This is a genomic window from Streptomyces gottesmaniae, from assembly GCF_031845845.1.
Lineage (GTDB): Bacteria > Actinomycetota > Actinomycetes > Streptomycetales > Streptomycetaceae > Streptomyces > Streptomyces akebiae.
In genome coordinates, this window is sequence record NZ_JAVRFJ010000042.1 from 40594 (window position 1) to 53610 (window position 13017).

Sequence of the window (13017 nt, forward strand, 5' to 3'; positions counted from 1 at the left end):
GGGTGCCGTCCCCTCACTGACCGCGGTTCCTCCCCCATACGGCCGCCGAGGCAGGCCCAAGCACAGAGCAAATCCGCGCTCCTCTCCACAGACCCCATGGACGAGACCCGACCACCGAACAACTCACGATGGGAGAGCACGACATGAACCCCACCTACGACTTCACCGGCCAGGTCGCCCTCGTCACCGGAGCCGGCTCCGGCATGGGGCTGGCAACCGCCCGCGCTTTCGCCGAATCCGGGGCCGCCGTCGCCCTCACCGACATCGACGAAGCCGCCCTCAACGCGGCCGCGAAAGACCTCACCGACGCGGGCCACCAAGTCCTCGCCCTCACCTGCGACGTCAGCGACGAGGACCAGGTCGCCGCCGCGGTCGACCGCACCGTGGAGACCTTCGGTCGCCTCGACATGGCCTACAACAACGCGGGCATTCAGATCCCGCCCAGCGACGCCGCCGACGAACCCGCCGAACGCTTCGACCGCGTCAACGCCATCAACCTCCGCGGAGTATGGGCCTGCATGAAGCACGAGCTGCGGCACATGCGGGCCCAGGGCAGCGGAGTCATCGTCAACTGCTCCTCCCTCGGTGGCCTCGTCGGCCTCCCCGGCCGCGCCTCCTACCACGCCTCCAAGCACGGCGTGATCGGCCTCACGACCAGCGCGGCCCTCGAATACGCCCCGCGCGGCATCCGCATCAACGCCATCTGCCCCGGCACCATCAACACGCCCATGGTCAGCGCCATGATCGCCAAGGGGGAACTCGACCTCGCCGAAGCCGAGGCCAATCAGCCCATCAACCGGCTCGGCACCGCTGAGGAGATCGCCCAAGCGGTCCTCTGGCTGTGCAGCCCCGGAGCCGGCTTCGTCGTCGGCGTCGCCCTCCCCGTCGACGGCGGCTACGTCGCCCGATAGGGACGAACCACGACGACATCGGGCTGGCACCCCAAACCCCGCTCGTACGCGAGGTTGCGTGAGGCAGCACGAGGTTCCTCAAGCAGCATCCCAGCAGCAAGGCCCCTGCGGACTGGTTCACCGGTGACGTGTGGTGGGACGTCATCCACGCAGGCCAGGAGCCGCCCCGGATGCGCGTCAACAGGGCCCGCTTCTCGCCGGGCGCGCGCACCAACTGGCACTCCTACGTGCTGGGCCAGGCCCTGTACGTCGTCTCCGGCGTCGCCTTGATCGGCACCCGGGGGGGCACGATCTGCGAGGACCATCCGAGCGAGACGGTCACCTGCCCGCCGGAAGAGGAACACTGGCACGGCGCCACACCCGACCGATTCATGGAGCACCTCGCCCTGTGGGAGGGCACCGGCGACGGCAGCACAGAAACCACCTGGGCCGTGCCGGTCACCGACGACCAGTACAACAGCCCCCGCACCCGCGACCTGCCGCGCACCACCCCCTGACACATCGAGGACGATCCCTGCCGGCCTGGAGACCGAATCCTGCTCCAGCGGCGGCGGACTCGTCGACCTCGCCATCCTCGAACGCACCGACCGCGTCCGGGCCAGCGACTGCAACGACGCCCTGGAACGCCAGTCCATCAACCGCTGGACCCAACTGCCCCTGCCGCCCGAACTCGTCGGCTCCCACACCACCAGCCGCACCCACGACCTCACCTTCCGCGCCGGCACCGCGCTCTTCGGCCACCTCGGCATCGAATGGACCTGACCCGCGCGAGCGAGAGCGAACGAGCCGAACTCAGCCGCTGGGTCGCCCTCCACAAGCAGCTCCGAGGGCCACTGCACACCGGCCGCGTCGACCACCCCGACCCGGGCCCTGTGGGCACACGGCGTCATCTCCCACCCCGGCGCGCTACGACTGCCCGGCCTCGACCCGAACACCACCGTAAGGTGCGCCGATGACGACTGCCCTGTGCTCCTGGGACTCGTCGAAGTCCTTGGGCAGGTAGAGGTCCGCCCGCAATGGTGATTCCGAACCTGTTCTCATAAGAGACCGGCATTGACACTTTCCTTATGAGCGGTGCCCGCGGTGTCGACGCAGTGATCAACTGCGGGCGCAGGCCCGGGCTCTCGCCCGGCGTGGGGCCGCCCTCGCAGCGTCAACCGCAGTCGGCGAGGGAGTGCCACGCCATCCAGCTAACCCGCTCTCCGCTCCCGCAGGGGGTGCCTGATGAGGGGTGTACCAGCGGTACACCTCAACTGCGCGAAGCGGGAGGTAGCGTCAAAGCGTGAACCACCGGGAGGAAGTCCGCGAGTTTCTGGTCTCGCGGCGAGCCAAGATCACGCCCCAGCAGGCAGGGCTGCCTGTCAGCAGCAAGGGCCGCGTCCCCGGGCTGCGCCGCAGCGAGGTAGCTGCGCTCGCCGACGTCAGCGTCGAGTACTACGCCAAGCTGGAGCGCGGCAACCTCGCCGGCGTATCCCTGGGCGTGCTCGAAGCCGTCGCCCGCGCGCTCCAGCTCGATGACGCCGAACGCACCCACCTGCTCCACCTGGCCCAGACCGCCGATGGCTCAGACGCCCTCGCACGGCCCCGGCGCCGCACCAAGCGTCAGTGGACCGCGCACCCGAGCCTGCAGTGGACCCTGGATGCCATCACCGCGGGGCCGGCGTTCGTCTGCAACGGCCGCATGGACCTGCTCGCCACGAACCAGCTCGCCCGCGCCTTCTACTGCGACCTGCCCACCGCTGGACAGCGGCCACCGAACCTCGCCCGGTACGCCTTTCTCGACCCCGCCGCGCAGAGCTTCTACACGGACTGGGAGCAGTTCGCCGACCAGGCCGTCGCCATCCTGCGCATCCAAGCCGGTCGTGACCCCCACAACCGGGATTTTCACGACCTGGTCGGCGAACTGTGCACCCGCAGCGAGGCATTCGGCAGCCGTTGGGCCGGCCACAACGTCCGCCGGCATGGCACCGGCGCGAAGCGGTTCCACCACCCGGTCGTCGGTGATCTCACCCTCGCCTGGGAGGGCCTGGAGATGATCGCCGCACCCGGCCTCGCCCTCACCGTCTATACCGCCGAGCCGGGCTCACCGTCCGAGGAAGGACTGCGCCTGCTGTCGTCCTGGGCCGCGGTCCCGCTGGCACCGCCCTCGACCGGCTGACATCCCGCCCCCTGGCTTGCGCTCGATACGGGCGGAGCAGCCAGTGCTCGTCACGACCCCGTCGGCTTCTGCCCTGCTCGGAGCTCGCGCCCGCGAGCATCGAACTGGTCCGCGAGAATCCGTCGGCTCACCTCGGCATCCTGGATCAGGATGCCAGAGCCGTGAAACGTTCCGGGAAAGTGGTGCAGCTCGGTCGGGACACCGGCCTGGATCAGCCGACAGGCGTAACTCAGGCCTTCGTCGCGCAGCGGATCGAATTCGCAGACGGTGACATACGCGGGTGGCAGACCGGCGAGATCCTCGGCGCGGGCCGGCCCCGCGTAAGCGGAGACACCGTCGCCACCGCGGATCCCCTGACCACCGAGGCAGTAGTCCCAGCTGAGCTCTGCGTTGGGCCGGTGCCACACCGGCGTATCGGTGAACGCACGCATCGAAGGCGCCTGCAGTCGGTCGTCGTCCAGTTCCGGGATGCCCAGGAACTGGAAGCACAGCGCCGGACCCCTGCGGTCACGGGTCAGCAGCGCGACAGCGGCCGACAGGCCGCCTCCGTGCTCTCCCCCGCGACCGTCAGTCGGTCCCGATCGATTCCCAGCTCGGTGACTTGGTCCGCGATCCAGGTCAGGGCGGCGTAGCAGTCCTCCAGCTCGGCCGGAAAAGGGTGCTCCGGAGCAAGCCGGTACTCCACCGCCACGACCACCGAGCCCATCCCGGCCGCGCTACGGCTCGCATCCGCGTCATGAAGGTCGAGGCTTCCGAGCGCGAACCCGCCGCCGTGGATGTAGAGCAACCCTGGCTTGTCACCGTGGCGGCCTTCCGGTGCGTCGTAGCCGAGCCCCGGAGCGTTCGGGGCCGTTCACCGCGGCCGTGAGCGCGATGGCCGCCGCCGGCGGGGATCTTGCCGAGCTTCTTGACGTCCAGGTGGATCATGTCGCCGGGCCGGGCGTGTTCGTAGCGTCGGCCGCTGGCTCTGGTGGCGCGGATGACCTGGCCGGTCAGCGGGTCGCAGGCGGCCAGTGGTGGCATCTGGTGGCGGCGGAGGATGCGGCTGACCGTCCGGGCGGGAACGCCGGTGTGCCCGGCCAGGGCGTCCGGTCCTCGTCGCAGTGTGCGGCGGGCCTTGAGCACACGGCGTTCGACGGCTTCGGGCGTGCGGGTGGGACGGCGGTGCGGGCTGCTGCTGCGGTCCTGCAGTCCGGACCAGCCCTGGGCGCGGTAGCGGTTCACCCAGCGGTGCGCGCACTGGCGGATACGCCGATTTCCTTCGCGACGTGAGCGACCGGACGCCCGTCGAGCACGACACGGCACACCAGCAGGCATCTGCCGTGAAAGGTCAGCCGGCAATCGCGTGGGCCACCAAGACCTCCAGGGTGAGTGAAGACGCGGGTGCGTATTCGGAGAGGCGAGAAAGAGTCAAGTTCGATACAGGACAAGGAAGTTACTGTCGCGCGACACGCTGACACCGGATGTCTCTACCGGCTCCCGCCGGCACTTGGCGGTCGACGCGTCCAGGAGGTGGATGCCGAACTTGGGAAGTCCTCGGCAGGCCGGTCCGCTGGGCTCAGCCGACGAGGTCGTCCCCGGCAGGTCAGGCGGTCGCGCCCGCCATCGTCCGGCACAACTCGGAGCAGCGGCGACACGCCTCGGCACAGCGCATCATCTGCTGGTGGTCCGGCATGGACATACACGCCTCGGCTCACATGTCACAGGCGCGGGCGCGGCGGGGGGTGGCGGACTGGGGTGGGAGCCACGCCGAGGTGTTCGAGCAGTAGCCCTTCTCGGGTGGACCAGGGGCAGATTTCGACGCTCTTGGCCCCGCAGGCTTCCATGAGAGCCTGGGCGATCAGGGCTCCGGCCAGGGACTGCTCGGCGCGGTGTCGGGAGATTCCCGGCAGCTTGGCTCGGCGGGACGGTGCCTCATCGGCCAGCAGGGAGACGGCCGTGCGCAGTTGGGGTAGCGTCAGCCGCCGCTTTGTGCGCGGTGTCCTGCTCTGGGCGGCAGCGAGCCGGGCGAGTTGTTCGAAGGTCTTGGAGCAGGCCAGCACCCGCCCTCCCGGCTGGGCCTGCGGCAGGCCGGGGACGGCTTCCAGAGACTCGCCGAGGTGCTGCAGGACCTCGGCGAGACGGCGTCGGGAAGGCAGGGTGCCGCCGGGAAGCCAGTCCCGGGTGATTCTCCGGGCGCCCAGCGGCAGCGAGTTGACGATGCGGGGCTGGTCTCCGGTGCCGGAGGCGATCTCCACGGTGCCGCCGCCGATGTCCAGGACCAGCAACTGCCCGGCCGTGGGGCCGGCCCACCGGCGGGCGGCCACGTAGGCCAGCCGCGCCTCCTCCTCACCGGCAAGCACGCGCAGTCGGGTGCCGGTGGTGCGTGCCACCCGTGCGATGACCTCGTCGCGGTTGGGCGCGTCCCGGATGACGGAGGTCGCGAACGCGAACACCTCCGGTCCACGCAGACGCGGATCCGCGGTGACGGCCTCGGCCACTGCCCGCTCGACACTCTTCATGCCTGCCTTCTCGAGACGCCCCTGGCCGTCGAGGGTCTCGTGCAGTCTCAGCCGAACCTTGCGGGAGAACACCGGCTCCAGCACCGTGCCCGGACGCAGCCGCACCACCGTCAGCAGAGCACTGTGGCACCCGACATCGAGCACACCTGCCTGCCGCATTCCATCGCCTCCCTCTGGCTCCCGCGCTCGACCGGTCCGGCTCTTCGCCCTTCCTTCGACATCCCTCGACGACAGCACGACGGGGATTCCGGGCCAGCATGTAAGCATATCGTCACCACGCGTGCACCGTCCGCCCCTACCCACGTTGCTGGAGCGGAGATATGCGGCGCCGGACTTCGTCAGCGGTGGAACGCAGCGCGTGAAGCCCTCAGGTGACGTCATGGCAACCGACCGAAGCCAACGCCCTGCGAGATCGGTACGCGCCTTCTCACACGAAACGGGCTCTCTCGCGGCTCGCTGTCGTTCCCTCTGCGGTGAATTCATAAAACGGCGCTCGCCGCCCCTTTTCGACGGCCTTCATCTTTTACATGGCGCTTACTTGTGGCCAAAAAACCAAGGAAAAGTCAAGGGGAAAAGCAAGGGGGGACAAAAGTCTCCCTGCCATGGGTGACACCTGTGGTGCAAAACTCTCCGCGTGATCCGTCGCCCTGTCGAGGCGAGCGGTCACCCAGTGTCCCGCGGTGGCGTCTGTCTCGCGCCTGGTCTCCCGCTGGTTTACACGACTGGTCCGTCCGTGACGCAAAGGCGAAGGTATGTCCTCTGAGCTCCCTGATTCTGCTGTTCCTCCGCCTACCGGAGCCGGTGAGTCCGCCTCGGGGCCCAGCCGGCGCACCGTCATCGCCACCGGTGTCGCGGTGGGCGGTGTCGTGGTGGCCGGCGGAACGTTCCTGGCCGGCGCCGAGGAAGCGACCGCCACGGGGGCGGCACCCTCGAGCCGTGTCTCGCTGACGGTCAACGGCACCCGCCGGACCGTCACGGTGGACAACCGGACCTCGCTGCTGGACCTGCTGCGCGAGCACCTTGACCTGACCGGCTCCAAGAAGGGCTGCAACGCCGGGGCCTGCGGGGCGTGCACGGTGCTGGTCGACGGGCAGCGGGTCAACTCCTGCCTGACGCTGGCGGTGCGGCTGGAAGGCGCCGAGGTCACCACGATCGAGGGCCTGGCCAAGGGTGACGAGCTGCACCCGCTGCAGCAGGCCTTCGTCGACGAGGACGCCTTCCAATGCGGGTACTGCACTCCTGGCCAGATCATGTCCGGCGTCGGATGCATCCAGGAGGGCCACACCAGTTCGCCGGAGGAGATCCGGGAGTACATGAGCGGCAACGTCTGCCGCTGTGGCTGTTACGTCAAGATCGTGCGCGCGGTCGAGCAGACCGCCGCCCGGAAGTAAGGAGCGGCCGCCATGCACCCCTTCTCCTACACCCGCGTCCACAGCGTCCGGGAAGCCCTGGACGCCGGCAGACGCGGCGGCCGTTACATCGCCGGCGGCACCACGCTGGTCGACCTGATGCGCGAGACCGTCGAGACTCCCGAGACGCTCGTCGACATCAGCGCCCTGCCGCTGAGTGAGATCACCGCCACCGCGGGCGGCGGCATCCGCATCGGCGCTCTGGTCCCGATGGCCGTGGCCACCGCCGACCCCAAACTGAACTCCCTCTTTCCAGTGGCCGCCCAGGCACTGCGGGGCGCCTCGGCCCAGTTGCGGAACATGGCGACCATCGGCGGCAACGTCATGCAGCGCACCCGCTGCACGTACTTCCGTGACGTGACCGCCGACTGCAACAAGCGTGAGCCCGGCTCGGGTTGTGCCGCCCTGGGCGGTTACAACCGTAGCCATGCGATCCTCGGCGGCTCCGACCACTGCGTGGCCGTTCATGCCTCCGACTTCGCCGTCGCCCTGACCGCGTTGGATGCGAGCATCCAACTGCAGGCCCCGGACGGCAAGGAGCGCAGCCTCCCCTTCGCCGACTTCCTGCTCCGCCCCGGCAGCACCCCGCACCGCGAACAGGCCATCCGGCAGGGCGAGTTGATCACGGGGGTCGAGATCCCGGCGTATCCGCGTCCGCTGAAGTCGGCCTACCTCAAGCTCCGCGACCGGCAGTCGTACTCGTTCGGGCTCGCCTCGGCGGCCGTCGCACTGCACATTCGGGGTGGCGTGATCCGAGAAGCGAAGGTCGCCGCCGGCGGTGTGGCCACCGTGCCGTGGAAGCTGTCCGCCGTCGAGCGGGTCCTGATCGGTGAGCGCCCCTCGGACCGGCTGTGGGGAGAGGCCGCCAGTCATGCGGCCGATGGCGCCCGCCCCCTTCAGCACAACCGCTTCAAGGTCGAGCTCCTGAAACGGACCGTCGAACGCCAGCTGCGCACCGTAGGAGAAATGTAATGAGCCCCCAGCCGCAGGCAGCCGTAGGTGCACCGCTGTCCCGGGTGGACGGCCGACTGAAGGTCACGGGCAAGGCGGAGTACGCCGCCGAACACGACATCAAGGGTGTCGTGCACGCCGTCATCGTCGACGCGAGCATCGGCCGCGGTCGGATCAGGTCCATCGACACGCGCGCCGCTGAGAAACACGCCGGTGTGCTGCGGGTGATCCACCACGGCAACGCGCCGAAGCTGCCGTACCGCGACAACCCCGGGTCCAACAACCCGGCTGGGCGTCGGCTTCGGGTGTTCCAGGACGACCAGGTGCTCTTCCACGGCCAACCGGTCGCCGTGGTGGTGGCGAACTCATTGGAGGCCGCCCAGCACGGGGCGAGCCTGGTCAAGGTCCGCTACGACGCCGAACAGCCCTCGACCGACCTCACCAAGGCCGAGCCGGACGAGCCGACTCGTTACGCCCGTGGGGACGCGGAAGCAGGGCTGCGTTCCTCGGCCGTACGGCTGGACCTGACGTACGAGCTGGCCCGCAACCACCACAACCCGATGGAGCCGCACGCCACCATCGCCCGCTGGGACGGCAACCGGCTCACCGTGTGGGACAAGACCCAGTGGGTGATGGGCACGCACGACGAGATCGCCGCAGTCTTCGACCTGCCGACGGACGCGGTGCGGGTCATCAACCCGTTCGTCGGTGGCGGGTTCGGCAGCGGGCTGCGCTGCTGGCCGCACACGATTGTCGCCGCGCTGGCCGCGCGAGTGACGCGTCGGCCGGTCAAGCTGGTGCTCAGCCGCAAGCAGATGTACTTCGGTACCGGCTTCCGGCCCGCGTACGCATACCGGCTGCGCCTCGGCAGCGACCCGCGCGGCCGGCTGAATTCCGCGATCCACGACATAGACGCCGAGACCTCCTCGTACGAGACGTTCAACGAGGCGGTCATGCTGGCCGGGCAGATGCTCTACAGCATGCCCAATGTCCGTCAGGCGTACCGGACGGTGCCGCTGGACGTGAACACCCCGATCTGGATGCGCGGCCCCGGCTTCGCGTCCGCTTCGTTCGTGATCGAGTCGGCGATGGACGAGCTCGCCCACCGGCTCGACATCGACCCGATCGAGTTGCGTCGGCGCAACGAGCCGAGCGAGGACGAGTCGACCAACGAGCCGTTCTCCACCCGCCGCCTGAGTGAGTGCTACACGGTCGGTGCCCGTGAGTTCGGCTGGGAGCGCCGAAAGGCGAAGCCCCGCTCGACGCGGGACGGGGACTGGCTGATCGGCCTGGGCATGGCCACCGGCGTGTACGACCCGGGACGGTATCCCGCGCAGGCCCGGGCCCGCCTCGATGCCGACGGCACCGCCGTGGTCGAGGCGGCCACCAGCGACATGGGGCCCGGCACCTACACCGCCCAGACCCAGGTCGCCGCCGACGCGCTCGGCCTGACGATGCGTACGGTGACCTTCCGGCTCGGTGACTCCCGCTACCCGCCGACCTCGCCGCACGGCGGCTCGGCGACCATGGCCAGCGTCGGCTCGGCGACCGTCGACGCCTGCAACAAAGTGCGGCACCAGGCGATCCGGCTGGCCGTCGAGGACAAGGATTCGCCGCTGTACGGGGTCAACGCGGACGACGTGGTCGTACGGGGCGGCCGGCTGCATGTGCAGGGCAATCCGACACGGGGCGAGACATACAAGCGCCTGCTGACCCGTAACGACCGCTCCCATCTGGAAGCCGACGGCGCCTACAACGGGCCGGGCAGCAACCGGTCCGCCTACTTCGCCTACAACGCCACCTTCGCCGAGGTCGCCGTGGACGCGAACCTGGGCCTGGTGCGGGTACGGCGGATGCTCGGGGTGTACGACGCGGGCCGGATCATCAGTCCCAAGCTCGCCGAGAGCCAGGCGTTCGGCGGCATCGTGGGCGGCATCGGCACGACGCTGCTGGAGCACACGGTCACCGACCACCGCGACGGGCGGATCGTCAACGCCAACCTCGCCGACTACCTCGTCCCGGTCAACGCCGATGTCCCCGAGATCAAGGCGATCTACCTGGACGGCGAGGACAACGCCGGCAACCTGCTGGGCGTCAAGGGCCTCGGCGAGGTCGTCCAGGTGGGCGTGGCGGCCGCGATCGGCAACGCCGTCTTCAACGCCACTGGCCGACGTATCCGCCAACTGCCCATCACCGCCGAGGCGTTGCTCTGACGACACCGCCTCGATAAACGGGTCCGGCAGCCGAACCCCCCGTCCTGCTGCCGGACCTCCCGGGTCGCCGCCCGGTATACGCCCCCGTCGACCCGGCGGCGACCCGATCCACCTTCTGCGACAGCGACCGTCTGCTCTGGAGCCCTCATGCTGAACATCGCGGACACACTGCACCGCTGGTGCCGCGAGGAACGCCCCTTCGCCCTGGCCACCGTCGTCGGCGTCACCGGCAGCGCACCCCTGCCCATCGGTACGTCCGTGGCGGTGGACAAGGACGGCAACGCCCTCGGCAGCATCTCCGGCGGCTGTGTCGAAGGCGCGGTCCACGAGCTGTGCCAAGAAGTTCTTCACGACCAAGGTGCTCCACAGCGTGCCCGCTTCGGCTACTCCGACGACGACGCCTTCGCCGTCGGCCTCACCTGCGGCGGCGAACTCGACGTCCTCGTCCAACGCATCGACCCGGCCTCCCAGCCGCATCTCGGCGCGGCGCTCGCCGAGGTGGTCGAGGGCCGGCCCGTCGCCGTCGCCCAGGTCGTGGACGGGCCCGAGAGAATGCTCGGCGCCACCTTGAGCGTGCTCGGCGACAGCTGGATCGCCGACCACGTACTCAGCAACGCGCCGACCGGTACGGCAGTGGCGGACGAGGCCGCCCAACTGCGCACCGGACACACCGGGCTGCTCTCCCTCGGCCAGGACGCCGACACCTGCCCCGAGCAGCTCTCCGTCTTCGACCCTACGGCCGCCACCCGCCCCCGCATGCTCATCTTCGGCGCCATCGACTTCGCCGCCGCCCTCGCCCAGGCCGGCCGGTTCCTGGGCTATCACGTCACCGTGTGCGACGCCCGCCCCGTCTTCGCCACCAAGGCACGCTTCCCGCACGCCGACGAAGTGGTCGTCGACTGGCCCCACCGTTACCTGGCACAGACAGCCGTGGAGGCCCGGACCGCCGTCTGTGTACTCACCCACGACGCAAAGTTCGACATCCCCCTCCTCCAGCTCGCCCTCGACCTGCCCGTCGGCTACGTCGGCGCGATGGGCTCCCGGCGCACTCACGAAGAGCGCCTTCTTCGTCTGCGCGAAGTCGGCGTCACGCAGATGCAGTTGGCCCGGCTGCGGTCCCCGATCGGCCTCGACCTCGGCGCCCGCACGCCCGAGGAGACGGCGATCTCGATCACCGCGGAGATCATCGCCCACGTCAACCGAGCGAGTGGCCTGCCCCTGATCCGGGTCAGCGGCCCGATCCACCGCGCCTCCGGGGCAGCGCCGCAGACAGCCCGGCACGAGGCAGAAATGGTGTCGGTTACGTGCTGATCGATACCTACGGCCGACAGGCCACCGACCTGAGAGTGTCACTGACCGACCGGTGCAATCTGCGCTGTACGTACTGCATGCCCGAGGAGGGCCTGCAGTGGCTGGCCAAGCCCGATCTGCTCACGGACGACGAGATCGTCCGCCTGATCGACATCTCGGTCACCTCGCTCGGCATCGAGGAGGTCCGCTTCACGGGCGGCGAGCCGCTGCTGCGCCCCGGCCTGGTCGGCATCCTGGAGCGTGTGGCGGCCCTGGAGCCGCGACCCCAGATGTCGCTGACGACCAACGGCATCGGCCTCAAGCGCACCGCGACCGCCCTGAAGGCTGCGGGCCTGGACCGGGTCAACGTGTCCCTGGACACCCTGCGCCCCGACGTCTTCAAGACCCTCACCCGCCGCGACCGCCACAAGGACGTCATCGAGGGCCTGAACGCGGCCCACGAGGCAGGCCTGACCCCGGTCAAGGTGAACTCCGTCCTGATACCGGGCCTGAACGACGACGAGGCCCCCAACCTGCTGGCCTGGGCAATCGAGCACGACTACGAGCTGCGTTTCATCGAACAGATGCCCCTCGACGCCCAGCATGGCTGGAAGCGCGACGGCATGATCACCGCAGAGGACATCCTGAGGTCTCTCCGCACCCGCTTCGAGCTGACGGAGGAGGGATCCGAGAAGCGCGGCTCGGCCCCGGCGGAACGCTGGGCCGTGGATGGTGGCCCGCATGTCGTCGGCGTCATCGCCTCGGTCACCCGCCCGTTCTGCGCGGCCTGCGACCGCACCCGCCTGACGGCCGACGGCCAGGTGCGTACGTGCCTGTTCGCAACGGAGGAGACGGACCTGCGCGCGGCCCTGCGCGCGGGCGCCCCGGACGAGGAGATAGCCCGCATCTGGAAGGTGGCGATGTGGGGCAAGAAGGCGGGCGCGGGCCTGGACGACCCGACCTTCGTCCAGCCGGACCGCCCGATGTCAGCGATCGGAGGCTAGAGACGAGTGGCCGAACCAGGTAATGCGCAGTCCCTCCGCCGGCGGATCATCGAACACGCTCGTGTCGGTCGCCGCGATGTCGAGGGGCTGATCCGGGCGACTGGTGTCACTGGTGTCGCCGTCAAAGATCGACCCCGCGATCGGCGCCCGCCAGGACACCCATGGCGGCTGGGGGTCCCTGAACTCGCCGTCGTACCACTGCGGTGACCGCTCGTTCCTGGCCAGCCGGTCGCCGGAGAGAGACGCACCGAACGGAGTACTGCGCACGTAGATCAGACCGCTGACCACCAAAGTCACCATCAGCACCCCGAGAACACCCGCGGTCCAACCTAGCCTGCGCCTCCAGCGTCGTGGCCGGGGCGGAGCCGACTTGGCATCGCCGTCCTCGGGTGTGTTCGGGAGGCGGGGGTCATCGTCATCATTCAGTCGTGCGGTTACCACGTCGGTCCTTCTGCGTGTGTCACGTCGGCATCTTTCAGGAAGCGGTACGAGAAAAACGGGTCGGCAGGCGCTGAGCCACAATGCCCACACCCGGGCACGTCCGGAATTGAGGGCTCACCGATGAGTTGTCGTTCGTGCT

The 13017-nt window shown here is 69.4% G+C and carries 10 protein-coding genes and 4 pseudogenes; 9 read left to right on the forward strand and 5 right to left on the reverse strand.

Annotated elements, in window-relative coordinates; all coding sequences use genetic code 11:
* Positions 1 to 143: 143 nt before the first annotated feature.
* The 4 genes and pseudogenes from RM704_RS35780 to RM704_RS35795 all read left to right on the forward strand — a co-directional run bounded on the left by RM704_RS35780 (position 144) and on the right by RM704_RS35795 (position 3069).
* Positions 144 to 911, forward strand: coding sequence for an SDR family NAD(P)-dependent oxidoreductase (locus RM704_RS35780; RefSeq protein ID WP_033525717.1), 768 nt, complete (start codon positions 144 to 146; stop codon positions 909 to 911).
* Positions 912 to 988: 77 nt separating this feature from the next.
* Positions 989 to 1408 (forward strand): annotated as a pseudogene (locus tag RM704_RS35785) ((R)-mandelonitrile lyase); the annotation flags it as partial.
* Positions 1409 to 1481: 73 nt separating this feature from the next.
* Positions 1482 to 1673: an alpha-galactosidase gene (locus RM704_RS45660; protein WP_438828973.1), complete on the forward strand. Its 192-nt coding sequence runs from the start codon at positions 1482 to 1484 to the stop codon at positions 1671 to 1673.
* Positions 1674 to 2193: 520 nt separating this feature from the next.
* Positions 2194 to 3069: a helix-turn-helix transcriptional regulator gene (locus RM704_RS35795; protein ID WP_033525651.1), complete on the forward strand. Its 876-nt coding sequence runs from the start codon at positions 2194 to 2196 to the stop codon at positions 3067 to 3069.
* 50 nt (positions 3070 to 3119) lie between these two features.
* Here RM704_RS35795 and RM704_RS35800 read toward each other — a convergent pair.
* The 4 genes and pseudogenes from RM704_RS35800 to RM704_RS35815 form a co-directional block, all read right to left on the reverse strand.
* Positions 3120 to 3856: pseudogene (locus tag RM704_RS35800) on the reverse strand (alpha/beta hydrolase).
* Positions 3857 to 3912: 56 nt separating this feature from the next.
* Positions 3913 to 4460 (reverse strand): annotated as a pseudogene (locus RM704_RS35805) (leucine zipper domain-containing protein); the annotation flags it as partial.
* A 194-nt stretch (positions 4461 to 4654) separates the two neighbouring features.
* A pseudogene (locus RM704_RS35810) lies at positions 4655 to 4783 on the reverse strand (four-helix bundle copper-binding protein); the annotation flags it as partial.
* Positions 4770 to 5729 carry a Ppx/GppA phosphatase family protein gene (locus RM704_RS35815; RefSeq protein WP_033525649.1) on the reverse strand — a complete coding sequence of 320 codons (960 nt, stop codon included), beginning with the start codon at positions 5727 to 5729 and terminating at the stop codon, positions 4770 to 4772. The gene RM704_RS35815 and the pseudogene RM704_RS35810, both read right to left, overlap by 14 nt.
* Before the next feature lie 593 nt (positions 5730 to 6322).
* Between RM704_RS35815 and RM704_RS35820 the strand changes: the two genes are divergently transcribed.
* The 5 genes from RM704_RS35820 to moaA all read left to right on the forward strand — a co-directional run bounded on the left by RM704_RS35820 (position 6323) and on the right by moaA (position 12437).
* Positions 6323 to 6961, forward strand: a complete 639-nt coding sequence (locus RM704_RS35820) for a (2Fe-2S)-binding protein (protein ID WP_033525648.1) — start codon at positions 6323 to 6325, stop codon at positions 6959 to 6961.
* A 12-nt stretch (positions 6962 to 6973) separates the two neighbouring features.
* Positions 6974 to 7951 carry an FAD binding domain-containing protein gene (locus RM704_RS35825; RefSeq protein WP_033525647.1) on the forward strand — a complete coding sequence of 326 codons (978 nt, stop codon included), beginning with the start codon at positions 6974 to 6976 and terminating at the stop codon, positions 7949 to 7951.
* The gene (locus tag RM704_RS35830; protein WP_033525646.1) at positions 7951 to 10143 is read left to right on the forward strand and encodes a xanthine dehydrogenase family protein molybdopterin-binding subunit; all 2193 of its coding nucleotides are present in this window, start codon (positions 7951 to 7953) and stop codon (positions 10141 to 10143) included. The genes RM704_RS35825 and RM704_RS35830 overlap by 1 nt, the downstream gene beginning before the upstream one ends.
* 147 nt (positions 10144 to 10290) lie before the next feature.
* The gene (locus tag RM704_RS35835; protein ID WP_033525645.1) at positions 10291 to 11454 is read left to right on the forward strand and encodes an XdhC family protein; all 1164 of its coding nucleotides are present in this window, start codon (positions 10291 to 10293) and stop codon (positions 11452 to 11454) included.
* Entirely contained in the window at positions 11448 to 12437 is a 990-nt protein-coding gene (moaA, locus tag RM704_RS35840; protein ID WP_033525644.1) for a GTP 3',8-cyclase MoaA, read from the forward strand. The genes RM704_RS35835 and moaA overlap by 7 nt, the downstream gene beginning before the upstream one ends.
* Here the strand turns inward: moaA and RM704_RS35845 are convergent.
* Positions 12420 to 12743 carry a hypothetical protein gene (locus RM704_RS35845; protein WP_033525643.1) on the reverse strand — a complete coding sequence of 108 codons (324 nt, stop codon included), beginning with the start codon at positions 12741 to 12743 and terminating at the stop codon, positions 12420 to 12422. The two genes, moaA and RM704_RS35845, sit on opposite strands and share 18 nt — an antisense overlap.
* Positions 12744 to 13017: the final 274 nt, after the last annotated feature.